This is a genomic window from Pseudobacillus badius, from assembly GCF_002189605.1.
Taxonomy (GTDB): Bacteria; Bacillota; Bacilli; order Bacillales; family Domibacillaceae; genus Pseudobacillus; species Pseudobacillus badius.
This window is the reverse complement of the sequence record NZ_MWMM01000005.1, coordinates 37,993-62,090: the sequence shown is the minus strand read 5'-3', so window position 1 is coordinate 62,090 and position 24,098 is coordinate 37,993. Positions and strand designations below refer to the sequence as shown.

Here is a 24,098-nt window from a genome sequence, read left to right as displayed (position 1 = left end):
TAAAAAGATACAGGCTGCCTTGACAAAACTTTAGACGAAAAGAAGAATAGTAGAAAGGACATCGAGATAGGAGCGGCTGAACATATGCGTGTGTTTGTTTATCTAATTATTTTCTTTTCATTTTTTGATTTATTTACCCAGCTGCCAATCATCAGCCCCTTAGCGGCGTCTCTCGGCGCTACGCCGTTTTTGACAGGGCTTGCTGTTGGCATGTATTCGTTTTCTAATACCATCGGCAATATTCTCTCCGGGTTTCTTACCGACAAAAAAGGAGCGTTCCAGGTTCTATTAGCCGGACTGCTGTTAACAAGCGGGGCTTTGTTTCTCTATCATCTGGCGGCGGATGCCTGGTCGCTGCTTGCTATCCGCTTTTTACACGGACTGCTTGCGGGCTTTATTGTGCCTGCCGCGTTCACTTATTTAGCTAATGAGGCAGAGGAAGAAAAAAAAGGAAAAGGCGCTGCCATCTCCGGAGCGTTCGTCGGGTTGGCAGCCATTATCGGACCGGCCTTCAGCGGCATTGTCGCCAGCAGAACAAGCGAAACAACGGTCTTAACAATTACAGGCGCCGCTCTGCTTCTATTAGGCGTGCTCACTTTGTTCTTGCTGCGTACGAGCTTGGCAGCCAACCAAAGCGAGGAACCGAGCGAACAAATGACAGTTCGGGATTTTTTCAAAAGCACAGAAGTAGTCAAAGCATTTATCGGCGCCTTTTTGCTTATGTTTTCCCAAGGCGTGCTCGCATACATGCTTCCATTAAAAGTGATTCTTCTCGGCAATGATGCCCAGACGAGCGGCATGCTGTTGAGTGTCTTTGGCATCGTTGCGGTCATGATCTTTTTGTTGCCGACAAACAGAATCTTTGACCGGGTCAAAGCCACCTCCACTTTAGCTTTTGGAATGACGATGATGGGACTCAGCCTTGCTTTAGCCAGCCAAATGGAAGAGGTTTCACTGCTCTATCTATGTATGGCCTTGTACGGCATCGGCTTTGCCTTCTTATTCCCTTCTCTCAATTCCTTGCTCGTCGGTGCGGTTGCCCCTTCCCACCGCGGCAAAGCTTATGGATATTTTTATGCATTCTTTTCATTCGGCGTTGTAGCCGGGTCGGGCGTGACCGGCCTTCTTGCCTTTACAGTGAACCAAGGCTTTCTATTTACAGGCATCTTATTAGTGCTTGCAGCCGTCGGCAGTCTGCTCAAAGAGCCGCCGGTCATGAAGGAAAATCAATAAAAAATACAGTTGCTGATATTTCAGGGCTGTCCTAAAGGGTCATGAACAATGACTTTTCGGGCCGGTCCTTTTTCTTTTCGGAAACAGCCGACCTCCATTCCGGCGGACGCTGTCCCTCTTCACCATGTCCCTTGGCACGTCGCTCCAGGGCTTTAAATGAAAAATCAAAAAGAGCTCGGAATAAAGTCATTCCGAACCCCTTGGTCGATCAGCTGCACAGCCCTGTGCATGCCAAGGCTGTTTGCTTCACCTATTTTACTTCTTCTCCGACGATTTTCGCCTCTAGCTCTAACTCTACTCCAAATGTTTCCTTGACTTTCTTGCGGACCATTTCAATCGTGGCAATATAATCAGCCGCTGTTGCATTGTTTTTATTAATAATAAACCCCGCATGCTTCGTTGACACTTCCGCACCGCCGACTCCTTTTCCTTGCAGGCCGCTGTCCTGGATCAGCTTCCCGGCGAAATAGCCCGGCGGCCGCTTAAAGACACTTCCCACAGACGGATACTCAAGCGGCTGCTTTGATTCTCTTTGGAATGTCAAATCAGCCATTTTTTCTTTAATTGCAGCCTGGTCGCCTGCTTCAAGCGCAAAAGCCGCTTCGAGAACAATGTCTTTATTTTTGCTGATAATACTTGTGCGGTAGCCAAGCTCCAGCTCCTCTTTCTTTAAGGTGCGCAGCTCACCCTGTTGGGTCACTACTTTTACATGGTCGATAACATCCTTGACCTCGCCGCCGTAAGCACCGGCATTCATAACCATCGCTCCGCCGATTGATCCCGGAATGCCGCAAGCAAATTCCAAGCCCGTTAAACTATTCTCGCATGCTAAACGGGAAGCGTCCTTAATGTTGGCCCCTCCTTGAGCAATGAGTTGATTCCCCTCAACCCGCAGCCCTGCCAAATGTTTAAATTGCATCACAATCCCGCGAATGCCGCCGTCCAAAACGATCACATTTGATCCATTTCCCAGCAGGGTAAAGGGCAGCTGATGCGCTTCTTTTAAGCGAATGACTTGGGCGACCGCTTCATATGTTTCAGGCATGACCAGAAAGTCTGCCTTGCCGCCGATTTTTACTAGCGTATGATCTTTCAGGGGCTCGTCACGCAGGACGTTCTTCTCGCCGCAAATAGCAACCAGTTCTTTATAAATCTCTTCATTCCGCATATGTTCATACCTCATTACGTTTATCGTATTATTAAAAAATCTGGTGGAAGAACTATTCTTCCCTTTTCCATTCTAGCCAAAAAAAACAGTTTTGGAAAGGGAGACCGCCTATCTGCTCCGATCAGCTCCTTTCTTCATTTATCGATCTATTGTCTGGCCTTGTTCATTTTTGGCTGGTTGAATAGAGCAAAAAAGAGAAGGTCACTTATACTATATATTGAATGATGAATGGCTTCATGACTCTTTTGTGCCGTGTTCTTCTCCTGCGCCCTCTCCCTTCGCCAAACAGTCAAATTGCTTCCAGTCTACGCGCCCGTCTTTCGTAAACGCAATACCTTCTGTTTCCAGCAAGCTTCGCTGCCATTGGCGGGAATCAGCATCCGGCACAGCGATTTCCCCTTTTGCATTCACGACCCGATGCCACGGCAGCTGATATTTCCGGCTCATAGAATGCAGAATGCGCACCACTTGCCGAGCAGCACGCGGGCTGCCCGCCATGCGCGCCACCTGGCCGTAGGTGACAACACATCCGGAAGGAATTTCCTTTAAGATACGAATTACTTCCGCGGTAAACGGTGTTAATTGCTCATTCTTTCCCAAAAAGACACCCCCATACATCTATTTCTTTTAATGAACAAACAACTCCTTCCGAGGAAACTTTCTTCGCCAGATCAACGGCTTATTTCCCAAGAAATCATTTGATCTCCAACCTTGGAGCTATTTTTATTTTTTGATGCCCGCCTTGTTCATAATAGGGTAAAGGAAAAAAGGTGGCTGCAGACAATATCTCTTTTCTTGGCAAGTCGACCGCAAGAAATAGAGTATCTGTCCACTAGTCTGAAGAAGGAGTGGTTTTAGTGAAACAAATATTGCGGCTTTTATATGGAGCAGGATTTCTTGCTGCGGGTATCCTTCATTTTACGCGCACAGCAGGATTCCAAACGATCATTCCCCGTCAAATTCCCTTTAAAAAAGAAATTGTGTGGATCACTGGTGTCATGGAAATCTTGTTCGGCGGTTTGCTTCTTATCAACAAGGGCGTCAACTTTGTTGCAAGGCTGCTGCCGTCCTTCTTAACGGCTGTATTTCCGGCCAACCTTTATATGGCAGCGAAAAATGTGCCGCTCAATGGCAAGCAATTGCCGAAGCCGCTGTTGTGGGGACGTTTGCCCTTGCAATGGGCATTGATCAAAGGAGCGAAAAAATTGGAGCGCTAGCTCGGCGGATTCAGGGGATGCAGCCGCCCTTTAAAAAGGCCTTATGCTTCCCCTTCCTCCTTCATCAAGGGACGAGCGGGTTTTGATAAATATAAAAGCTGTGCCCATTGCTCCTTTTCCTTGTAATACTCGGCATACTCACTTTTCTGGAGGGGCAAACAATCCGGATGGGTATCATGGAAAGGAAGAGCTGCCGGAACAGGGAAATAGTCCGCTTCCTGCTTGCAATGAGGACAAGGGAGTGAAGGGCTTCCTGCTGGACGTTCGCTTAGGAGCAAGCTGCAGCGAGCCAGCTCGCGTTGATATATTCGGCTTAACCGCCCGCAATGACTGCATTCACCGAGTTGATTCAGCTCCGCCAATTTCTTTTTTTCTTCTTCTTTAACGTCTATATGCTTCATTAAGCGCTCAAGCAATCGATAAACCAAAAAACCGGCTATCGGCATTCCAATTAAGCAGACTAAAAGTGTCAGGAACTGGTTCAACTTGATCGTCTCCTTCTTTGACCCTGCAGAATTTCAGCAAATTAGCTTTGTTCAGATTCTCTCTCATCATATCACATTCACACTTTTTGAAAGAGGCAGGATCTAACCGAAAAAGCTGCCGGTTCTGCGAAAGAACTGGCAGCTTTTTCGGTTTCAAGCGAGGTCAGACACCCTTTTTTTGAGACGTTCAGCAGTAATTGGGTGAAGGGCGCGATTCATCCTTTCCATATCCTCCGAGAATACTCGATCCTTCTTTATACTTGGCACGATGCTGCGCAGCTGTTCCCATTTAGCGCGAAGCTTCGGGGAGGATTTTTCTATTCCTCTGTATTCTAATGCCTGCATGGCACAAATACACTCAATCGCCAGTACGCGTCGGGCGTTTTGGATAATCAAACCGGCGTGGCGGGCAGCGATCGTTCCCATGCTTACATGGTCTTCCTGGTTAGCCGAGGAAGGGATCGAATCAACGCTTGCCGGATGAGCTAAAGTTTTATTTTCCGATACAAGAGAAGCAGCGGCATACTGCATAATCATCGCACCGGACTGCAGACCGGGGGCCGGGCTTAAGAATGGGGGCAGATCATTTAACTGCGGATTCACAAGCCTCTCAATCCGCCGCTCAGAAATATTAGCCAGTTCGGCTACGGCTATTTTCATAAAATCCATTGCCAGGGCAATCGGCTGGCCATGGAAATTGCCGCCTGAAATCACAAGGGCGCCTCCTTCAAAAATAAGCGGGTTATCGGTGGCCGCATTGATTTCAATTTCCAGCTTCTCCTTCACATAATCCAGCGCCTGCCAGGAAGCGCCATGCACTTGGGGAATACAGCGGATAGAATAGGCATCCTGCACCCGCTTTTCTCCCTGGCGTGTGATAAGTCCGCTGCCCTCCAGCCATTCGCTGATGCGCTGAGCGACAGCAAGCTGCTGCGGATAACCTCTGGCTTCATGGATAGCCGGATGAAACGCATCAATAATTCCTTCGAGCCCTTCCATCGTCAAAGCAGCAATCCATTCACTGTCATAGGCCAGCTGCTCTGCTTCCAAATAGTTGACAACTCCCATCGCGGTCATCGCTTGTGTGCCGTTAATAAGAGCCAGCCCTTCTTTTGCCTGCAAAACAATCGGCTCAATTCCTTTTTCCTGAAGCACAGATGCACACTCTATCGGTTCGCCGTTCTCCCCATGCACCTTGCCTTCACCGATCAACACAAGGGCAAGGTGCGAAAGCGGGGCCAAATCCCCCGATGCTCCGAGCGAGCCTTGCTGGGGAATGTACGGATGCACAGCTTCATTGATCAGCGCTGCCAACGTTTCCACTACTGCCGGGCGAACGCCGGAAAAACCTTTCAACAAAGCATTTAAGCGCAGCACCATCATGGCGCGAGAAACAACTTCAGGAAAGGGATGTCCGATTCCGCAGGCATGCGAGCGGATTAAATTGAGCTGCAGCTCCTGGACATCTTCTTCGTTGATGACTACATCACTGAATTTTCCAAAGCCTGTTGTAATGCCATAGATGGTCTTTTTCTCTTTAACAATTTGTTCCACTGCCCGCCGGCTTTTGAGTACCCGTTCCATACTCTCCTTGGAAATAACAACTTTCTCTTGCTCAAAGCAAATTCGTTTTACCTGTTCAACCGTTAAAGATCCTCCCGTTAACTCAACCATTTCCTGCTCCCCCTTTTTTCTGTGTAAATCTGTTGCCTGAAACGCCGGTCTTGCCGCTTTGTTTCTGACAATAGAAAAGGAGGCGATAATGGCCTATTTAAATAAGCCATCATCACCTCCTAACATCTCGTTACTATAGGTCATGATTTATTCTATTCAGTTGACTCGTTGCTTGATACGGCCGGCATTCAAGGTCGATGCAACTAGTTGCCCGCATCGCTGCCTCTATAGGCGGCCTCTGTTATAAGCTCTTTAAATATGATTAACGCCGAGACCAAGCGCCTCATGCTCCAATCCTTTTACTGGTGCGCCGATCGTCCCATAAAAAGCAACCGCCAGCCATTCTCCCTCGCCTGCTTCTTTGTACGGCTTTCCCCGCACCACAGCAAAGCGGAGCCCTACGGTTCTCATCATCTCGCCTATGGCCAGCTGCCCTCTCGTCACTCCTTCAAGCGCTTCAAGAATAGCATGATACAAGGCATGCGTCTCCCTGTATCTATTCTCTTCAATGAGCTGATGCCTTTTCACCGCTGTCTCTACAGCTGAAATCACCTTCTGTGTGTTCATGGAGCCTACTTTGCCCTGACAGAAGGATACTTGATCAAGCAGCTCGTCAAACAAGCGGCACTCCTCATCGCTTAACATGGCCAGCAAGGTGGCAATTTTGCCGATTTTTATTGTCTGTGACATATAACCACCACCAAAGTCTGAAAATAAAAAACTTTCATTACTTATACTTATTATAATCGCAGCTGAAAATACTCGTCAATTATTATTTGGAAAATTTTAGTATATTACCATGTTATCAGAGTAAAGAGCTTTGCCTAAGATCAAAAAACAGTTAAGGGAAGGCAGCCTCAATAGGCACGCCTTCCCTTCGTCTTTCTCTTCTCACAGATTGAGCCGATGCCATTACCATACATTCGGCTTCACGGTCATAAACCAGAGCATGAGCAACAATAAAAAAATATATATCCACACAGAACGGTGAAGCTTGTCCATAAGCACTTGTTTATTTACACCGGGCGCCTCAAATCTTCGCAATGTCGGTGAAAACGCCCGGGCGAGAAAAAATACCGAGCTGAACATTATGATCACTGTCATGACCACCCAGGATGTCATCCACGGCCACGGCCCATCTATAAGAAGCAAAATACCGGAGGCCACCAACACATGGCCCGCGTGCTTCACCACTCTGACAGAGACAGTGAATACATGAATATAAGCCCGTTGCGCCTCGGCTCCGGCTGCCCGCATTTTTTTCATCACTGCGAGCAGCACGAAAAACGGGCCGATTGACGCAACGGCGCTAACAATATGTGTATACACAAGAAGTTGATAATACATAGTCCGTCCTTACTGTTACGTTATTTCTTTACAGGCTGAAATTCATGCACCCATACTTTCATGCTGGGCAGCCAAGGCATGCCCGGATGTATGGATAGAATCGATTCCTTATATTTTTCCAAGCTTTCATATCCCTCTTGCTTCGCTTGCTCATCGGTCAGCTCGCCAAGCGACTGGGAATATACACGCTCTACGACAAAGTCTTTCCCTTGCAGCGTCATAATCTCGCCAATATCAGCGTATCTTCCATTGCGGCGCGTAGCCGTTTTGTGTCCGTTAAGCACCTTTTCAACATCTGCCGGAAGCGTCACTAAACGTTCAATCGTGCATGTTTTCGGAGGCAAATTAGTATTGTCCTTCTCGTTCGTCATCGGCAAAACCCACCTTTGCTAATAGAATTCCATTTCATTATACTCCATCTGCAGACAGCCGCAAAAACATCAGACTTCCCTGAGAGAAAGAGAGCAGCGCGCATCTTTTTATCATTTTCGTGCATAAATTGGCCTGGATCGCGCATAAATCCAGCTTATCCGCGCATAAAATGACCAATTCCGCTTATAAAAGAAGCCGGAACGCTCAATAGCCGGTATTAGAGATTGCTCATTCCCCAAATAAAGGCTCCCCTAGTTTTCTTTTCTATATTTTGTTGTTAAACTAATTAAGCTGGCTCATTTATTGTATTCATACTTACTTCCCAGCATCACTTCTAAACAGCATGTTTGATTATTTAACAAAATTGGAGGAATGGTCATGCCGGAAACGAAAAAAGCCTTGCCTATTTTATTTATTGTCATGTTTCTTGTTATGGTCGGCTTCGGGATCATTATTCCTGTGCTGCCGTTTTACGCCGAAAACATCGGCGCTTCGCCTACACAGCTCGGCCTCCTTATGGCTGTCTATTCATTAATGCAGCTGCTGTTCGCGCCGATGTGGGGCCGGGTATCTGACCGTATTGGCAGAAAACCGGTTATCATGATTGGAATTTTCGGCCTTGCCCTTTCTTTTTTCCTGATGGGGATTTCTTCTTCGCTATGGATGCTGTTTGCAGCAAGGATTATTGGCGGTATCTTATCTGCTGCCAATATGCCTACAGTAATGGCCTATGCGGCTGACATCACTACGCCGGAGGAACGCGGCAAAGGGATGGGAGTGATCGGCGCAGCTACCGGGCTCGGCTTCATTTTCGGCCCGGCTATCGGCGGAGTGTTCTCAAAAGAAAGCTTGAGCATGCCTTTTTATATTGCTGGAGCGTCTTCATTGTTCACTTTCTTTCTCGTTCTCTTCGTGCTGAAAGAATCATTGGCACCTGAAAACCGGCACGGGACACACAGCGAAAGGGAACCGCTTCGCCGGGCCATGCGCGGTCCTGTCTCTATCCTGTTGGTGCTGCAGTTATTCATTTCGTTGTCATTATCTGGCCTAGAGGCGACGTTTGCTTACTATGGCGCCAAAAAAGCCGGGCTTGAAAGCGTCAATTTAGGCTATATCTTTATGATTATGGGCTTTGCCAGCGCAATTGTGCAGGGAGGGCTCGTTGGCAGACTGACGAAGAAGTTCAGTGAAGGATTCGTCATTCAGCTGGGCATCGCGATTTCAGCAATTGGCTTCGGCCTGATCCTGCTCACTAACAATTTTGCCACTGCCGCTATTTTCCTTACGATCTTCGGAATTGGCAACGGCATGATTCGTCCGGGAGTCTCTGCCCTGCTGACAAAAACAGCAAAGAGCGGACATGGCAGTGCGACAGGCCTGCTGTCATCCTTTGATTCACTTGGCCGGATCGCCGGCCCTCCGTTAGGCGGCTGGCTGTTCTCGCTCGCGATCGGTCTGCCATATATTTCTGGCATTCTCTTGTCTATTATCGCTTTTATGTTATATCGCTTCTACACTAGCCAGTCGAGAAAGATGGCCCATTAAAAAATAAAAAAAGCTGTCCCGCGGCCAATCAAATTTGGCTGGGACAGCTTTTTTTATTCAGCAAGCAAATCAAGCGCATCTTTCGGACGTTCTTCTACGTCCGCTTTTCTCGTGCTTGCAGGATAAGCTTGATTAATCATATCACCAAAGCCCTGCTCGCGAAGAAGCTGGATGACTGCCGGAATTATCGGTCTCTCATTGTCAACAAGGTATTGGGTTTTTTGCTTGATCATGGCGTCAAAGGCTTTACTGCGCGGAATGCCTGTTTCCGCAAAGATGTTTTGACTTAATAACAGATCCATCAAGGTTAAATTCTCATAATCGTTGCCTTTAAATACTTGATTGCCGTTATATTGGTACCATAAATCCCCATTCGGTCGTACCCAGTTTAAGTTCTCCACACCAGCTTTTAGCTGACGGGCGGTTGTCAAATAAACAGCATTTTGCGTTTGCTTATAAGTCTCCAGCAAAAACCTCATTTCACCAAGGGTATGGTTCAAGGAAGCGTGAGTTCTTACTTTTGGTCCGTCTGCTTTATAATAATCAGCAATTAAATAACTGGATGCGGTGACTGGAATAATATTGCCGAGCCCTTTTTGTGATACCAGAAAATCAGCGTAGCGCAGATTAGCGGCTTTCAAACTTGGAATATTTAATATCTCAGCTGTATTCTTTAAGAACAGAGCGGCATTTTCATTATGGCGTGTATCAATATAGGGTGCTGTCAGACCATATTGGGATTTCAATCCGGAGCTTGTATACTCTGTTTCAAACATAGGATTTCGGCCGGCTGTCAGGCCTCCCTCCGAAAGTGTATCTAAATCGGCCAGCGCATTCACAACAAGATCACGAAGATAGCGTTCCTTGTTTTCCTTGTAGGCCGTTAAGTAAACGCCCCCTTGCAGGCGGCCTACATTGCGTCCATACCCCATTTGATGGGAGGGCTCAATCGACCATGGCAATTTAGTGTAAGCTCCGTCCGCTGTCAGCCAATTATTGATAGAAATATAATCAGTAATCGTGCGTTTAAACCAATCATCTCTGTGCGTAGCATGAGCAAAGAGCGGCTTTCCGGAGATCAGCATCCAAGATTCGGAAACCGCTTTTCCTCGTACCTCCATATCTATCCGGGCGGTCATTGTTTGCCTGTCTGGATCTTTTCCGACTTCATAGCTCTCTTTTTCTTCCAGCAGTTCACGAATAACGGACCGCTGCCCATTCGGGTAATTCGTTTGCCGTTGAACAGAAAGATAGTTTTTGCCCAGCATCACTTCATTTTGAATAGCTGAATCCTTTTTTACAGATAAAATTCCGATCGGATGAGAGGTTTTATCTACCCCAAACACACCATGGTGCTGTTGGTTCACCGTCCCGAAGGAGGAATATTTGGCTAATGAGTAGCTATCCGCCTGTTCAAACGGCAGAATGACAGAAGCGGAGTAAGTGTCCGTACCGTTATGTACAAACTTTGTAAAAACAAATGTATCGCCATTGTCGAGCTTGCGCAGGGTGACTTGCAGGGAGCCGAGCGGATCGGATGCCTTCCCTACATGATAATAATAATGCACATCGGTCGAAAGAATATGGGCGTCCGTTTTCTTTTTGTTATACGTCAGCGGCACGCCTTTCGTATTCATGCGCACCTTTACAGACTGCTGATCGGCAATCGGAATTTCTGCCTCCTGGCTGCCTGTTTGCCCGGGCTCATTCCCGCTATCGACCATTCCGAGCTTTTCCAGCATTCGATAGATGAATACAGCCGCTTCTCCCCGTGTAGCTATTTTTTGCGGTTCGAATTTATTATCGGCCGTTCCTTTGATCAAGCCGTAATAACTCATTCTTTCTACAGACAGGTAGGCGTATTTCCCAATTTTTGATGCATCCGCATAGGTGAGCGGCTGCCTCTTTGTGTAGTCTCCCTTTAACTGCATAGCCCGGTCAAGCATAGCAGCCACGTCTGACCGCGTGACAGGCGCATCGGCAAGAGCCAATCCTTTATCATTTCCAGTAATCAATCCAGCCTTTTTAGCCGCCGCTATTTCTTTATACAAACGGCTGCTGGCCGGAACATCCGGAAATGCTGAGTCACCGGCCGGCAACTCCAGCGAACGGGCCAGATAAGCAACAAATTGGCCCCGGGTCACCTGGGTATACGGCCGGAACGTTCCATCCTCGAAACCGCTAACAATTTCTTTGCTAGTGAGCCATTCAATTTCCTTCTTTGCCCAATGATTCTCTATATCCTTCAGGGGCTGGGCAGAAGCAGGGAAAGCAAAGGCCAATATAAAGAGCAAAGCCGCCAAACTCCCTACAATTTTTCGCATAATGATTCTCCTCTATTACTCTAGTTAAAATATTACAGAAAGATTATAACACAAGAGAAATTTTTACAGCTGACAATTTCAACAGCCGGTCTTGCTGTCCTATTGTTCAACTGCACATTTGCCCATCAAAAAAAGCCTCTCATTAAAGCTAAGCTTTTTGAAAGGCTCTCCTCTTCAAAATGTTTCACGTGAAAACATTTGTCTTACTTTGTCAGCGCTTGCGTATTGGCAGGAGACAGCTGTTTGGCATGATTGACGACTTCCTTTCCCTTTTTCCAGACCGAGTGAACGTGATTAACACCAAATAAATATTGCAGCTCCTGATAGCTTCGTACATTCCATAAGACGATATCTGCCTGCTTGCCAGCCTCTAATGAACCAATTTGCATTTCGCGGTTTATCGCGCAAGCAGCATTATAGGTGGCGGCTGTTAGCGCTTCTGCCGGAGTCATTCTCATGGAGATACAGGCTAAATTCATTACAAGCGGCATCGAAGTAGTTGGCGAGGAACCGGGATTGCAGTCAGTCGATATAGCTACCGGAACTCCAGCATCAATCATTTTTCTTCCTTTTGCCGCCTCTTCTCTTAAATATAGAGCGGTAGCTGGCAAAAGACAGGCAATCGTTCCGGCCTTGGCCATCGCTTCGATGCCTTCGTCCGACGCTTTAAGCAAGTGCTCCGCCGAGATAGCGCCTACCTTAGCCGCGAGCTCGGCACCGCCGTACGGTTCAATTTCATCGGCATGTATTTTCGGGATTAATCCATATGTCTTTCCCGCTTGTAAAATCCGCTCTGACTGCTCAGGGGTAAATACTCCTTTTTCGCAAAAGACATCGTTGAATTCCGCCAGCCCTTCCTTCGCAATCACAGGCAGCATATCGGCAATTAGATGCTCCACGAACTCATCTTCCCGCCCTTTGAATTCCGGCGGGACAGCATGAGCGCCCATAAATGTCGGCACCAGATCGATAGGGTGCCGCTGCTGCAATTGCTTCATGACCCGCAGCTGCTTTATTTCCGTTTCTATATTCATGCCATAACCGCTTTTTCCTTCTACTGCCGTCACTCCATGGGCTAAAAAAGAATCTAGACGGCGGGCGGTTTGCTCAATCAATTCTGCTTCTGGTGCTTCCCGCGTCATGCGGGCAGTCGCGTGAATGCCTCCCCCCGCGTTCATAATGTCCATGTAAGACGCACCTTCAAGACGCATTTCAAATTCGCGTGCCCGGCTTCCCCCGTATACCACGTGGGTATGCGGATCAACTAGCCCTGGTGTCACTAAACGGCCGGAAGCATCAACAACCTCCGCTTCGCTTAATCGGTCTTTATAGCGTTTCTCTACTTCTGCCGTTGTCCCGGCCGCTTTGATTTTCCCGTCCTCTATCCATAAACTGCCATCTTCAATTACACCGAGCTCTGACATCGCTTCTTTCGAACGTGCCCCCTTGATATCAGAAGCGAGCGTTGCCAGTTGCGCAGCATGTTTAATCCAAAGCGGTTTCGTCATTATTGGTCTCCCTCCTCAAGCATCGGCATCTTAATTCCTTTCTCACGGGCCGTCTTCTTGGCAAGCTCATAGCCGGCATCCGCATGGCGGACGACACCCATCCCCGGATCAGTGGTCAATACGCGTGCTAGCCGTGCTTCTGCTGCTTTGGTTCCATCCGCCACAATGACGACTCCGGAATGCTGAGAATATCCCATGCCTACACCGCCGCCATGATGAAGCGAAACCCAGGTGGCTCCTCCAACGGCGTTGACCATCGCATTCAAAAGCGGCCAGTCAGATACAGTATCCGAGCCATCCTTCATCGCTTCCGTTTCGCGATTGGGAGAAGCCACTGAGCCCGAGTCCAAGTGGTCACGCCCAATAACAATCGGTGCTTTTAGTTCTCCATTCGCTACCATGTCATTTAAAATTTTTCCGAAACGGGCTCGTTCCCCATAGCCGAGCCAGCATATCCGCGCAGGCAGCCCCTGAAACTCGATTTTCTTCTGGGCCATGCGAATCCAGTTGCATAAATGCTCGTTGCCGGCAAATTCACGCAGAATAGCCTCATCTGTTTTATAAATATCTTCCGGGTCACCTGATAAGGCTACCCAGCGGAAAGGTCCTTTTCCTTCACAGAACTGAGGACGGATATAAGCAGGCACAAAGCCGGGAAAGGCAAACGCCTTTTCTACTCCTTCATCCTTTGCCACTTGACGGATATTGTTGCCGTAGTCAAACGTAACAGCCCCCTGTTCCATCATAGCAAGCATGGCTTTCACATGGACGGCCATCGAAGCTTTAGAAAGCTTCACATATTCTTCCGGGTCGGCCTGCCGAAGTTCAGCAGCTTTCTCTATCGACATGTTCGAAGGAATGTAGCCGTTCAGCGGGTCATGAGCAGACGTTTGGTCCGTTAAGATATCCGGAATAAATCCCCTTTCCAGCATCTCCGGCAGAAGAGAGGCGGCATTTCCCAGCAATCCAATGGATAATGGTTTCCCCATCCTTTTTGCCTCTTCTGCCAATTGAATAGCTTCTTCAAGAGAGTTTGTTTTCACGTCTGTGTAGCGGGTTTCAATCCGGCGGTCGATTCGCGTTTCATCGACATCCATGGCAATGCACACTCCGCCATTCATTGTTACCGCCAGCGGCTGCGCCCCTCCCATGCCGCCAAGGCCGGCGGTGACTGTCAATGTTCCTTTGAGTGTGCCGCTGAAATGCTGCTTCGCCAGCTCGGCAAATGTTTCGTATGTGCCTTGGACAATTCCTTGGGAGCCAATATAAATCCAGCTGCCTGCCGTCATTTGTCCGTACATCATCAGCCCTTTCCGATCAAGCTCATGAAAGGTCTCCCAATTGGCATAAGCGGGCACAATATTCGAATTGGCAATCAAGGCGCGCGGCGCATCCGGATGTGTTTTAAAAACGGCCACCGGCTTTCCCGATTGAATGAGCATCGTTTCATCCGACTCTAAATGCTTTAATGTTTTCACAATCGCATCAAAGGCTTCCCAGTTGCGTGCTGCCTTTCCGATCCCTCCGTAAACAACAAGCTGTTCCGGGTGCTCGGCTACATCAGGGTCGAGATTATTCATTAACATGCGCAGCATCGCTTCTTGCTGCCAGCCCTTCGTATGCAAATCCGTTCCCCGATAGCGCTTGACTTTCTCATTCGACATTACATTCATTTTCTCAGCCCCCTTTATTCGTTATATTTATTTTATATAGAAAATTCTGTTATTTATTTATAATTTGATGATCATTTTATGATTGGTTGAAAAGAAATTTATATTTCTCTCGTTTTTTACATTTTGTTTCAGAACTTTTCTTTTTTTTTTGAAAAATAAAAGCGATTCAGCAGGCACTGAATCGCTACACTTGTCCATTAAGACAGAGTTCCACTTTTCTATTTTTCATAAGGCCCATAACCTGACCGATAAGCTGATGGCGTAATGGATTCATAGAGCTTAAATTTAGCATTGAAGTACGTCTGATGGCTATATCCTGTTAACTGGGCCACTTCCGCCAGTGTTAAATCCGTTTCTTTTAAGAGCCGTTTAGCTTCTCTTAAACGCACTTGGTGCAAAGTATCGCGGAACGTCTGGCCCGACTCGGCAGCAAAGCGGCGGCTAAGTGTGCTTTTATTGATGCCTAATGCTTCTGCACATGCAGCTAGGCTCCAGCCTGCCTCCCAATAGTTGGCTTCCATTAGCTCTCTCGTCTTCTCTGCAAGCGAGCGCCCCCCTCCTTTTAATTTCCCGTGCTCCTGAAGAAGCAAGCGGTCAATAAAAGACAGGAAGGCTTCGATAATTTTGTACATGACCGGCTCATGGATAATCTCTTGAAAGACAGTATGATAGCCGGATTCCATAGAAGGGCTTTGGAGCTCATGGGACTTCATATGCCTGCGCACCTGCGCCAAAATACTCGTCAAACGAATGCGGATCATTTCCGGATCAGGATAAGGCGGAGCAACTGTCAGAAAAGCGCTCTCCATCCAGTCGCGAATCACTTTTGATTCTCCCTTTTCCAGCATTTCAACCCACTGCCGCTGTTCGAGCGGGGTTAAGAACGGATCTATTTCCCGGGAATTAGTTGTTCCCTCTCCCTCTAAAATAACATCGTAGCCTTCAAAGAAAATCTGTCTCGTCAGCTCGCGTGTTTTCTGATAGACCGCCTTGAACGTTTCCCCGGAGGACGCGGCTTGAATAACAATAGCAAGCGGTTCTTCCGTGCTCTCTTTCCATTCAGCAAAGAAAGCTTGATACTCCTCTTTACAAACCGCTTCCTCCCCCACCTCCTGTACACACAAAATAAAGCCGGACAAGGCGAATACCTGATGCCCGCCGCTGAAGGGATGATTCCGAAGCTGCTCATACACGAGCGGCAGCTTCGCTTGCTGCGGTGTTAGAAAAGCGGACATCATGATCGGTTGGGGAACTGGCCGGTCCAATAAAAAAAGGGCGGGATAATCAACCAGGCTGCAGTCTTCCTTTGGGACGCCCGTCAGAGAGACCAGCTGGTTGCGCTGCTCATACCGCAGCTGCTGGATGCATTTAATCATTTCCAGCGGAGAGAAAGGGCGAAACAACACATCTTCTGCACGGTAACGCAGCGCCCGATAAGCGGTCTGGAAGATTCTCTCTGAGGAAATGCCAAGCCAGCGAACGCCTTTTTTTCTTAACGTTTCTCCAAGCTGCGACTGTTTATCGGTCCAGCTATCCATATTTAAAATAGCCAGAGCAGCAGACTCTCTCTCTAAAGCCTCTTCAAACTCTTGAACTGTCTTCCATACAAGCAGCCGGACCCCAGTCAGGTGAGACTCAATGGTCCAGCGGATGCCTTGTGCTTCTAGTTCATCCTTTGCTACTAAATGAATATTCATGATCCGTTCCTCTCCATTTTTAACGTTTTTCCTCCGTGTTCTGGAACTAGTGTCCGTTAAAAAGCAAAATAATCGGCTTTATCCCTAAAAATATTATATAACGGAAAAATCACAACTTGTCTGCGAAGCCAGTGTTCTTTCTTTTATTCCGTTCAAATTCTTTGCATTTTTCTTTATAATCAGTTTATTGGTCTTTTATTCCTTGCAGCAAGGTTTACAGGGACAGCTTGGTTACCACCAGCAAGTTTTATATAATGGGGGAAATGAGAAGATCGTTTCATCAAAAAAGAATGGAGGGTTTACAATGTTTCAAAAAATATGGCTGCTGATCGCCGCCTGCTTGCTGCTCCTCGCGGCTCCTGGATGCTCCGGCAGCAAGCAAACAGCTGATGACTCGGCTGCTGCTCCGAAGGAACGAACAGAACTATTCATTTCTGCTGCCGCCAGCTTAACAGATGCGCTGGAGCAGCTGAAAACCTCGTATGAAAGTCAACATCCGGAGGTGACGTTAACTTTTAATTTCGGCGGTTCCGGCAAACTAGCCCAGCAAATTAAGCAAGGGGCTCCAGCGGATGTTTTTTTATCGGCCAGCCAGCAGGACATGCATACTCTGCAGGAGAAAAAGCTCATCCAAACAGATTCCCGGCAGGAGTTTGCCAAAAACACGCTCGTTCTGATTGCGAACAAAGATCATTCCCCTGATGTTTCTTCCTTTGAGAAAATCGATCCCAAGCAAATTACACACCTGGCTGTCGGAGAGCCGGAAAGTGTACCTGCTGGAAGATATACAAAAGAGACACTTGAACATCTCCAGTTATGGGCGCCGCTCCAAAGCAAGCTAGTGCTGGGCTCCGATGTGCGCCAGGTGCTGACCTATGTGGAGTCAAACAATGCCGATCTGGGGATCGTCTATTCGAGTGATGCCCAAATGTCAGATAAAGTAAAAGTGATCGCCGAAGCCAAGCCAGAATGGCATGAACCAATCGTGTATCCTGGAGCTGTCGTCGCCAGCTCTGAACATCCACAGGCAGCACAAGCCTTTTTAGACTATCTCACCAGCGAGCAGGGGAAGAAAATATTAAAAACCTATGGATTTAACTAAATTGGGGCAGGAAAGGAGCGCGCCATGAGTACCTTGAGCTATACACCCTTGTTTTTATCATTAAAAGTGGCAGCCATCTCTACTTCCATTGTCTTTCTAGCCGGAGTGTTGTTCGCTTATCTTCTTGCCCGGCGGAATTTCTTTGGAAAGAGTTTTGTTGAATCGCTCTTTCTCCTTCCCCTCGTTCTGCCGCCAACTGTTGTCGGCTTCGGTTTGCTTGTTCTTTTTGGCAAAAACGGGCCGATCGGCAGCTGGCTTTTATCTTGGTTTGACGTCCAGGTTGTTTTTTCCTGGATCGGCGCGGTGATCGCTTCTGTTGTTGTTTCCTTCCCGCTGATGTACCAAAGCGCCGCCGCCTCTTTTGAAAGCCTCGATCCAAGGTTGGAAAATGCAGCCCGAACAATGGGCGCATCAGAATGGAAGGTATTTTGGACTGTTTCTTTTCCGCTGGCCTGGCCTGGGCTGCTCGCTGGCTTAGTGCTTTCTTTCGCCAGAGGACTAGGAGAATTCGGCGCTACTTTAATGCTGGCAGGCTATATTCCGGGAAAAACCGATACGATTCCGATGGCTATCTATTTCGCTGTGGAAGCTGGTCATATGGAAAAAGCAACCTTTTGGGTCATTATTATTGTTGCGCTCGGTTTCAGCACGATTATGTGGCTGAATTGGTGGACAAAACGGAATGTCCGGCGCTTCGCGAAAGAAACATAGGAGGAGAAGGACATGCTTGAAGTGCAAATCAAGAAAAAGCTGGCCCATTTTTCTTTGAATATCCAATGGCAGATGGAGGAGGAGGTTTTTGTGCTGTTCGGTCCGTCCGGGTCAGGAAAAACAACGATATTAAACATCCTTGCCGGGCTGGACTCGCCTGATTCGGGCTCCATCCACTTAAATGGCCGCGTCTTTTTTGATGAACAGCAGGGCAGCCTTCCTCCCCAGCAAAGGAAGATCGGCTATCTTTTTCAGGACTATGCTCTGTTCCCGCATATGACTGTGGAAAAGAATATCCATTATGGCGTCCCTAAAAAAGCACAAGGCCGCTCAGCCCTGCTCATTGAGCAGCTGCTGGATGTTCTTGGAATTGGCCACCTGCTCAACAAGTACCCCCATCAAATTTCAGGGGGAGAAAAACAAAGAGTCGCGCTTGCCCGTGCATTGGCTACCGAGCCTTCTATGTTGCTGCTGGATGAGCCGCTTTCTGCTTTAGACCAGGAAACACGGATCGAGTGCCAAAATGAGCTGCTGCGTCTTCATGATCTATGGCGAATTCCATTTGTGATCGTCACCCATGATCGGGACGAAGCGGAAAAGCTTGGAGATACGATTCTCTTTCTCGAAAAAGGACAGGTTCGTCCCGCTGATCAAGAGCAGGTTCAAGACAGAAACGAAACCGTCCGTCTGTAAAAATGAGTGTAGAATAGGAGTTTTCATCATGAAGCTTGATTTTGTCAAGGCTAGCCCTGCGCAAAATATGACAGTGTTAATCACCAACCATCCGCCCGCAGCCCGGTATGCAGCTATTGCGAATACGGTGATGAGCTATGAGTATGCCCACGCGGAACAGGTTGGATTCCTTGTTTCTCCCCAGACAGCCGATGCTGTGCTTCGCTTGGAAATGTCAGGAGGAGAGTTTTGCGGCAATGCGGTGTTAACGGCCGCTGCTTACTGTCTTTATAAAGGAATAACAGTGAATGGCTGCTTTTTATTGGAATCTTCCGGCGCAAACCAGCCGCTGGCTTGTGAAGTAACGAAAAAGTCGTCTTCTTTCTTTGAAGCGAAAGCTGAAATGCCGGCTCCGCTTTCGGTTGAAGCTTTGACGGTTCACGCAGACAGCCGGGCAGTTGCCGGCCATCTCGTGCGCCTCGATGGAATCACCCACTTTCTGACCAGCTGCTGGCTGAACGAGGAGGAATTTGAGCCAGTTCTCAAACAGCTGATCGGAAACATTAACGACAAGGCGATCGGCATTATTCCATACCGGAAATTAACCGATGAAGCTTATGAAATCCGCCCATTCGTCTATGTAAAAGAAACCGGCAGCCAATTTTTCGAGCGGGCTTGCGGCTCCGGCACATTGGCTCTCGGCGTTTACTTGGGGGAAAAACGCCCATTGACAGTTCACCAGCCGGGCGGTGTCATTTACGTAGAAACGGGTGAAAAAAACTTTATTGCGACAACTGTGCGCTTCACTTGTGAAGGCGTCATAAACCTGGAGGAGCAGCCCTGAACCCCACTCCCATAAATTGCATCGGGCTCTTTATGATATTCCTCTCCTTCTGACCCATACTAATAAAGCGTGGACACATGCATGTTAACTCTGTATTTGGAGGAGAAAAATGAGAAACAAAGCCAAAGACTTTCCCGATGATAATATGACTGGAGAAGGCGAAAAAGCCAGAGCAAAAGCGCGGTATGCATCCAAGCGGGCAAACGGAACAACGAACACACACCCGCAGGAACGAATGAAGGCATCCAGCGAAAGAACAAGAGAGTCGTAAACCGGAAAGCAGGAGGTGCTGCCTCCTGCTTTCTTCGCTGGACAGCATAAACCGGCAGCAGCCGTTGCTAGCGATTCAGGTGGTCCTTTAAAACATCCTTCAGTTTTATAATGCCGGCTTCCATTTTTTCTATCTCCTCATAGGCATAGGATAGGCGGATGGACGGGCCGCTTTCATTGTAAATAAAGCCGGGATTAATCAGTACCCCGCTGCTCAAGCATGCTTTAAACAATTGATACATATTGATTTTCTTTTTTAATGTCACCCATATGAAGAATCCCCCCGAAGCAGCGTGCCATGTAGCATATTCGCTTAAATGAAGCGTTAATGCCTGAAGAAGGAACGCCCTTCTTTCCTTCAAACGGCTCCTCACTTTCTGCAGATGCTGTTCGTACAACCCCGACCGAAGCAGTTCCCTAATGAGAACTTGAGACAAATAACTGGAGCCGTAATCTGTCTGCATCCTCACATCACTGAGACGGTGAATGACATCTTCCGGGCCGGCGAGCCAGCCGATGCGCAAGCCGGGGGCAATGGTTTTTGAAAAGCTGCCGACATATAAAACTTGTCCTGCCTGGTCGAATGTTTTCAGCGGAGCCGGGGCCGGTTCATCTATCCATAAATCTCTGAATATATCATCTTCGATTACAGGCAATTGAAAATAGCGGCATTTCTCCATTAGTTGCTGTCTCTGCTCTGTGGACATCGTTGTGCCTGTAGGATTTTGATAGGTCGGATTAACATAGAGAGCTGATGCCCCTTTAGTTATTTTTTGCTGAAAAAGTTCTTTCATATCCAAGCCATTCTTAGTGACTGCAATGGGCTTTATCGTGATGTCGGCCGTACGGAATAAATTAACGGAATGCAAATAGGAAGGGGTTTCTAAAAAGACGGCAGATCCTTTTTTCAATATGCCGATAGTAATCAGCGTCAACGCTTGCAAAGCTCCTGACACAATCAGAATACTTTCCGGGGCGATGGACAAGCCGTACTTTTCCATATGCTTGCTAATCTCAGCCCTTAATCCGCTGTCCCCAAGCCCGTTCCCGTAGCCGAAGCCGTGCAGCTGCCCGGAAACCTTCGCCAGAGCTTCGGAAATTTCAGACTGAGGAAACAAATCAGGCCCAAGTTCGCCTTTGCTTAACTGAATCAAGTCCTTTCTGTTTTCGAGCTCATTAATCAATTGCACAGTATGGTTGCTTGGAGGCTGCAGCGACCACTGGGCCAAATCATCCCAATTTGGCGGGGAGATAGCAGCTGAAAGCGACCATTGATTATTGACGATATACACACCGCTGCCTGCCCGCCCTTCAAGCAGGCCTTCCGCTTTTAATATTTCAATCGCTGTAACGACTGTACTCCGGTTCACGTGAAATTGCTCGGCAATCGCCCGCTGAGTAGGTATCTTGCTGCCGACTACCCATTCTCCCTTCTCTATTTTCTCCCGGATCAAATGAACAATTTGCAAGTAGCGGGGCGTCTTTCCCAAATGACCGTCTCCTCCCTGTATGTGTTCGTGCTTTTGTTGGTTTTTTTTCTAATCAATTGGTTGGCGATTTCCATTATCGTTCCTTTTATTATAAGTTCACAAAGACTTTTAATAAATAAGAGAAATGGGGAGTACGATGAATTGGAAGACCGCTATCGCCTATAGTACGACCATTATCGTCTGGGGGTCCGCTTTCCCGGGAATTAAAATCGTGCTTCAGTCTTACAGCCCTGAACATCTTGCCTTGCTTCGGCTGCTTATCGGCGCAGTTGTGCTAGTCGTTTTTGCCGTGATTAAAAAAATAAACATGCCCGAAAGAAAAGATCTGCCTGTTATTTTACTGCTCGGCTTTTTAGGGTTTACAGTTTATCACGGGGCTCTAAGTGCAGGGGAAAAAACCGTCAGCGCCGGAGCGGCAAGCTTGCTAATATCCGTGGCGCCTGTTTTCTCCGCCGTATTGGCAGCGATTTTCTTGAAGGAGCGGGTGTCTAAAGCAGGCTGGATCGGTTCGGCCATTGCCTTCTCGGGTGTGGCTCTTATTTCGCTTGGAAGCAGCCATTCGCTATCTGCAGTTGCGGCGGGCATCCTTTTGATCCTGGTGGCAGCGGCGGGGGAAAGCTGTTACTTCGTTTTTCAAGCAAAGTATTTAAATAAGTATGGATTTATTCCATTTACCATTTATACTATTTTAGCCGGAGCCTTGTTCATGCTGTTTTTCCTGCCGGGCACATGGACGGAAATGAAGCAGGCCTCTCCCGCTTCAACCTATGCGGTCATCTACTTAGGGCTATTTCCAACCATTCTTCCTTATTTCGCTCTTGCTTACGTTATTTCAAAGGCAGGAGCTGCTGAAGCGACAAGCTCCCTTTATTTAACCCCTGCGGCCGCTTTAATTATTTCATGGGCTGCCCTTGGAGAAGTGCCCTCTTGGCTTTCCTTGTTCGGAGGGATACTGACGCTGGTTGGTGTCAGCTTGCCGCTATGGGCGGAAAAAAGAAAGCAGCCCTTGCCAGTGACGTGTGAAAGCCTGGAAGGTGATCTATAGCCTAAAAAGCCGCCGCTAACAGCCTGAGAGCAGGAGCCGCTCCCCTGCTCTTCTATTTGTTGCCGTTCCGCCTATTCTCTTCTGAATAAATTATGTTTTCTTGAATATCTCCCTATAAAAACCTTTAGCTGCACTCTTCATCGGCCAAACATACATCTAGCCATTGCCCTCGCTTTCCTCTCTTCATTTCGCTTTGGTGCGATTCTTGCATTGGAGCATATACAGCTCTTCGTGGAGCCGTATTTTAGGAGGGATAGTTTGTCGTCGAAAAAGAAAGTTCTCATAGCCGACTTTTCATTGGTGGGCATCTCCATTGGCTGGGGGTACAGCTTTGTCCTGACAAAGGACTTGTTAAACGAAATGACCCCTTTATATTTTATTGGCACTAGATTTTTCCTTGCTGCGCTCCTTCTGTTGTTATTTAAATGGAAATCTATTAAGCGCCTTCCGAAGCAAGTATGGAAATATGGCATTTTTGCCGGAACTGCTTTATGGGGAGGGTTTGTCCTGCAGACTGTAGGAATTGAGCTGACCACTCCGGGCAAGGCCGGTGTCCTGACCGGAACGATGGTAGTCATTGTTCCATTCTTATACTTTTTCTGGTCAAAAACAGGGATTCAAAGAGGCGCCTTCTTAGGAAGCCTTCTTACCTTCTTCGGGCTTGCTATTCTTTCATGGGACGGCGGCTGGACAGGGATTAATACCGGAGATGTGTTAGTCTTCCTTTGCGCTTTCTTTTTCGCTGTGCACGTTTTGTTAGTGGATCGTGCTTATCAGCGCGAGCGCTCCATTGACTCTCTCAGCTTTATCGCGGTTCAGCTGTTTATTGTCGGCCTGTTCAGCTTGCCGTTTGCCTTCTGGCTGGAGCCGTTCCCGTCCCCGCTTTCTGCTTACGGCTGGTACGCTTATACATTCGACTTATTGATTGGAACACTGCTTGCTTACATCGTGCAAATCAAAGCCCAGCAATACTCTCCGCCTACACACGTGAGCCTGCTGCTGTCGCTTGAATCGGTCTTTGCGTTCCTGCTGTCGTGGCTTTTGTGGGGAGAGACATTAACGGTTCATACTGTAACCGGGATTGTATTTATTTTAGGAGGCATTTTTATTACCGAGGCGTTCGATCTGCTTCGCAAGCCTAGGACATTAAACAGCTTAAAAAACCGCTCTTCCTGCTGAAGGCGCATAAAAAAAGACGGCAGCCTGATATCGAGGCTGCCGTCTTCATCTGATTTTTTCACGTTTTACTTGCCTTCTTTATCAGCAATCATAAAGGTTGTAATGACGAAAATGCCGAAGCTTATTAATAAGATCGTACCGCCAACAATGTAAAAGACTAAGGCGAACGTTTCATTGACGTTAAATGGTTTTAATGTATTGAGCCACATGCCGGCTGTTAAACCAATGGAACCGATCACGGCCGTCCAGCCATGGATAGATACTAATTTAGCTGATTTCACTGTGTAAATGCGGTAAAAAATTCCCCAAGCGAATATTGATAACCAGCCAACTACTAAAATGTGGGCGTGAATAGGGCGGAACTGGTAGCTGCCGGAACCTGCCATATGCGAACCTAATACGGCCCCTAATAAGCCAAAGATGGCTGCGAGCCGAATCAATCGTAGACTCCACTTTTTCTCCATATCTATACAACCTCCATATCCTGTCGTTTGATCTCTATGGAATAGATCTTATGCTGTCAATATAAACTCTATATGAAC

The 24,098-nt window shown here is 47.7% G+C and carries 23 protein-coding genes; 10 read left to right on the top strand and 13 right to left on the bottom strand.

Translation table 11 applies throughout. The annotated features are described in order from the left end of the window. The first annotated feature begins 84 nt into the window (after nt 1–84). Nucleotides 85–1,233 carry an MFS transporter gene (locus tag B1A98_RS10935; RefSeq protein WP_063385945.1) on the top strand — a complete coding sequence of 383 codons (1,149 nt, stop codon included), beginning with the start codon at nt 85–87 and terminating at the stop codon, nt 1,231–1,233. 250 nt (nt 1,234–1,483) lie between these two features. Here B1A98_RS10935 and murB read toward each other — a convergent pair whose 3' ends face one another. After that, nucleotides 1,484–2,401, bottom strand: a complete 918-nt coding sequence (gene murB, locus B1A98_RS10930) for a UDP-N-acetylmuramate dehydrogenase (protein ID WP_087903755.1) — start codon at nt 2,399–2,401, stop codon at nt 1,484–1,486. Between the two features lie 234 nt (nt 2,402–2,635). Then, the gene (locus B1A98_RS10925) at nt 2,636–3,001 is read right to left on the bottom strand and encodes an MGMT family protein (protein ID WP_370511065.1); all 366 of its coding nucleotides are present in this window, start codon (nt 2,999–3,001) and stop codon (nt 2,636–2,638) included. Between the two features lie 257 nt (nt 3,002–3,258). Here B1A98_RS10925 and B1A98_RS10920 point away from each other — a divergent pair, with 257 nt between their 5' ends. Further along, on the top strand, nt 3,259–3,618 hold the full coding sequence (locus tag B1A98_RS10920) for a DoxX family protein (RefSeq protein WP_063385943.1): 360 nt from the start codon (nt 3,259–3,261) through the stop codon (nt 3,616–3,618). Between the two features lie 41 nt (nt 3,619–3,659). On the opposite strand, the gene B1A98_RS10915 is transcribed toward B1A98_RS10920, so the two are convergent. The 5 genes from B1A98_RS10915 to B1A98_RS10895 form a co-directional block, all read right to left on the bottom strand. Then, nucleotides 3,660–4,103 (bottom strand): hypothetical protein, encoded by a 444-nt coding sequence (locus tag B1A98_RS10915; RefSeq protein ID WP_063385942.1) that lies wholly within the window; start codon nt 4,101–4,103, stop codon nt 3,660–3,662. A 153-nt stretch (nt 4,104–4,256) separates the two neighbouring features. Next, a complete protein-coding gene (gene hutH / locus B1A98_RS10910) occupies nt 4,257–5,777 on the bottom strand; it encodes a histidine ammonia-lyase (RefSeq protein WP_063385941.1) in 1,521 nt (506 codons plus the stop codon). A 252-nt stretch (nt 5,778–6,029) separates the two neighbouring features. Continuing rightward, nucleotides 6,030–6,467 (bottom strand): hut operon transcriptional regulator HutP, encoded by a 438-nt coding sequence (gene hutP, locus B1A98_RS10905; RefSeq protein WP_063385940.1) that lies wholly within the window; start codon nt 6,465–6,467, stop codon nt 6,030–6,032. 222 nt (nt 6,468–6,689) lie between these two features. Beyond that, nucleotides 6,690–7,124 (bottom strand): hypothetical protein, encoded by a 435-nt coding sequence (locus B1A98_RS10900; protein WP_063385939.1) that lies wholly within the window; start codon nt 7,122–7,124, stop codon nt 6,690–6,692. Between the two features lie 20 nt (nt 7,125–7,144). Further along, entirely contained in the window at nt 7,145–7,495 is a 351-nt protein-coding gene (locus B1A98_RS10895) for an ASCH domain-containing protein (protein WP_063385938.1), read from the bottom strand. Between the two features lie 379 nt (nt 7,496–7,874). Here B1A98_RS10895 and B1A98_RS10890 point away from each other — a divergent pair, with 379 nt between their 5' ends. Further along, nucleotides 7,875–9,041, top strand: coding sequence for an MFS transporter (locus tag B1A98_RS10890; RefSeq protein WP_063385937.1), 1,167 nt, complete (start codon nt 7,875–7,877; stop codon nt 9,039–9,041). Nucleotides 9,042–9,094: 53 nt separating this feature from the next. On the opposite strand, the gene B1A98_RS10885 is transcribed toward B1A98_RS10890, so the two are convergent. From B1A98_RS10885 to B1A98_RS10870, 4 genes are all read right to left on the bottom strand, one after another. Further along, nucleotides 9,095–11,365, bottom strand: a complete 2,271-nt coding sequence (locus B1A98_RS10885; protein ID WP_063385936.1) for an S-layer homology domain-containing protein — start codon at nt 11,363–11,365, stop codon at nt 9,095–9,097. A 203-nt stretch (nt 11,366–11,568) separates the two neighbouring features. After that, nucleotides 11,569–12,873: an imidazolonepropionase gene (hutI, locus tag B1A98_RS10880; protein ID WP_063385935.1), complete on the bottom strand. Its 1,305-nt coding sequence runs from the start codon at nt 12,871–12,873 to the stop codon at nt 11,569–11,571. Next, complete coding sequence (gene hutU, locus B1A98_RS10875; protein ID WP_063385934.1) at nt 12,873–14,546, bottom strand: urocanate hydratase; 1,674 nt, start codon at nt 14,544–14,546, stop codon at nt 12,873–12,875. Before hutU ends, hutI begins: the two co-directional genes overlap by 1 nt. Nucleotides 14,547–14,764: 218 nt before the next feature. After that, nucleotides 14,765–16,243: a helix-turn-helix transcriptional regulator gene (locus B1A98_RS10870; RefSeq protein ID WP_063385933.1), complete on the bottom strand. Its 1,479-nt coding sequence runs from the start codon at nt 16,241–16,243 to the stop codon at nt 14,765–14,767. Nucleotides 16,244–16,547: 304 nt separating this feature from the next. On the opposite strand from B1A98_RS10870, the gene modA reads away from it, so the two are divergent. From modA to sspK, 5 genes are all read left to right on the top strand, one after another. Next, nucleotides 16,548–17,345, top strand: coding sequence for a molybdate ABC transporter substrate-binding protein (modA, locus tag B1A98_RS10865; protein WP_063385932.1), 798 nt, complete (start codon nt 16,548–16,550; stop codon nt 17,343–17,345). Nucleotides 17,346–17,369: 24 nt separating this feature from the next. Further along, complete coding sequence (gene modB, locus B1A98_RS10860; RefSeq protein ID WP_063385931.1) at nt 17,370–18,056, top strand: molybdate ABC transporter permease subunit; 687 nt, start codon at nt 17,370–17,372, stop codon at nt 18,054–18,056. A 12-nt stretch (nt 18,057–18,068) separates the two neighbouring features. Next, entirely contained in the window at nt 18,069–18,749 is a 681-nt protein-coding gene (locus B1A98_RS10855; RefSeq protein WP_063385930.1) for an ATP-binding cassette domain-containing protein, read from the top strand. A gap of 28 nt (nt 18,750–18,777) precedes the next feature. Further along, on the top strand, nt 18,778–19,572 hold the full coding sequence (locus B1A98_RS10850; protein WP_063385929.1) for a histidine racemase CntK family protein: 795 nt from the start codon (nt 18,778–18,780) through the stop codon (nt 19,570–19,572). A gap of 109 nt (nt 19,573–19,681) precedes the next feature. Further along, nucleotides 19,682–19,843: a small, acid-soluble spore protein K gene (sspK, locus tag B1A98_RS10845; RefSeq protein ID WP_041100506.1), complete on the top strand. Its 162-nt coding sequence runs from the start codon at nt 19,682–19,684 to the stop codon at nt 19,841–19,843. Between the two features lie 67 nt (nt 19,844–19,910). Here the strand turns inward: sspK and B1A98_RS10840 are convergent, their stop codons facing one another. After that, the gene (locus B1A98_RS10840) at nt 19,911–21,332 is read right to left on the bottom strand and encodes an aminotransferase-like domain-containing protein (RefSeq protein WP_082821838.1); all 1,422 of its coding nucleotides are present in this window, start codon (nt 21,330–21,332) and stop codon (nt 19,911–19,913) included. Nucleotides 21,333–21,468: 136 nt separating this feature from the next. On the opposite strand from B1A98_RS10840, the gene B1A98_RS10835 reads away from it, so the two are divergent. Beyond that, nucleotides 21,469–22,377, top strand: a complete 909-nt coding sequence (locus tag B1A98_RS10835; RefSeq protein WP_063385927.1) for a DMT family transporter — start codon at nt 21,469–21,471, stop codon at nt 22,375–22,377. Nucleotides 22,378–22,635: 258 nt separating this feature from the next. Next, nucleotides 22,636–23,556, top strand: a complete 921-nt coding sequence (locus B1A98_RS10830; protein ID WP_063385926.1) for a DMT family transporter — start codon at nt 22,636–22,638, stop codon at nt 23,554–23,556. A 65-nt stretch (nt 23,557–23,621) separates the two neighbouring features. On the opposite strand, the gene B1A98_RS10825 is transcribed toward B1A98_RS10830, so the two are convergent. Further along, a complete protein-coding gene (locus B1A98_RS10825) occupies nt 23,622–24,020 on the bottom strand; it encodes a hypothetical protein (RefSeq protein ID WP_063385925.1) in 399 nt (132 codons plus the stop codon). Nucleotides 24,021–24,098: the final 78 nt, after the last annotated feature.

Excerpts from the sequence above, each read along its gene's own strand:
- B1A98_RS10935 (WP_063385945.1), top strand. The coding sequence starts at position 85 with ATGCGTGTGTTTGTTTATCTAATTATTTTCTTTTCATTTTTTGATTTA.
- murB (WP_087903755.1), bottom strand. The coding sequence starts at position 2,401 with ATGCGGAATGAAGAGATTTATAAAGAACTGGTTGCTATTTGCGGCGAG.
- hutH (WP_063385941.1), bottom strand. The coding sequence starts at position 5,777 with ATGGTTGAGTTAACGGGAGGATCTTTAACGGTTGAACAGGTAAAACGA.
- hutP (WP_063385940.1), bottom strand. The coding sequence starts at position 6,467 with ATGTCACAGACAATAAAAATCGGCAAAATTGCCACCTTGCTGGCCATG.
- B1A98_RS10900 (WP_063385939.1), bottom strand. The coding sequence starts at position 7,124 with ATGTATTATCAACTTCTTGTGTATACACATATTGTTAGCGCCGTTGCG.
- B1A98_RS10895 (WP_063385938.1), bottom strand. The coding sequence starts at position 7,495 with ATGACGAACGAGAAGGACAATACTAATTTGCCTCCGAAAACATGCACG.
- B1A98_RS10890 (WP_063385937.1), top strand. The coding sequence starts at position 7,875 with ATGCCGGAAACGAAAAAAGCCTTGCCTATTTTATTTATTGTCATGTTT.
- B1A98_RS10885 (WP_063385936.1), bottom strand. The coding sequence starts at position 11,365 with ATGCGAAAAATTGTAGGGAGTTTGGCGGCTTTGCTCTTTATATTGGCC.
- hutI (WP_063385935.1), bottom strand. The coding sequence starts at position 12,873 with ATGACGAAACCGCTTTGGATTAAACATGCTGCGCAACTGGCAACGCTC.
- hutU (WP_063385934.1), bottom strand. The coding sequence starts at position 14,546 with ATGAATGTAATGTCGAATGAGAAAGTCAAGCGCTATCGGGGAACGGAT.
- B1A98_RS10870 (WP_063385933.1), bottom strand. The coding sequence starts at position 16,243 with ATGAATATTCATTTAGTAGCAAAGGATGAACTAGAAGCACAAGGCATC.
- modA (WP_063385932.1), top strand. The coding sequence starts at position 16,548 with ATGTTTCAAAAAATATGGCTGCTGATCGCCGCCTGCTTGCTGCTCCTC.
- modB (WP_063385931.1), top strand. The coding sequence starts at position 17,370 with ATGAGTACCTTGAGCTATACACCCTTGTTTTTATCATTAAAAGTGGCA.
- B1A98_RS10855 (WP_063385930.1), top strand. The coding sequence starts at position 18,069 with ATGCTTGAAGTGCAAATCAAGAAAAAGCTGGCCCATTTTTCTTTGAAT.
- B1A98_RS10850 (WP_063385929.1), top strand. The coding sequence starts at position 18,778 with ATGAAGCTTGATTTTGTCAAGGCTAGCCCTGCGCAAAATATGACAGTG.
- sspK (WP_041100506.1), top strand. The coding sequence starts at position 19,682 with ATGAGAAACAAAGCCAAAGACTTTCCCGATGATAATATGACTGGAGAA.
- B1A98_RS10835 (WP_063385927.1), top strand. The coding sequence starts at position 21,469 with ATGAATTGGAAGACCGCTATCGCCTATAGTACGACCATTATCGTCTGG.
- B1A98_RS10825 (WP_063385925.1), bottom strand. The coding sequence starts at position 24,020 with ATGGAGAAAAAGTGGAGTCTACGATTGATTCGGCTCGCAGCCATCTTT.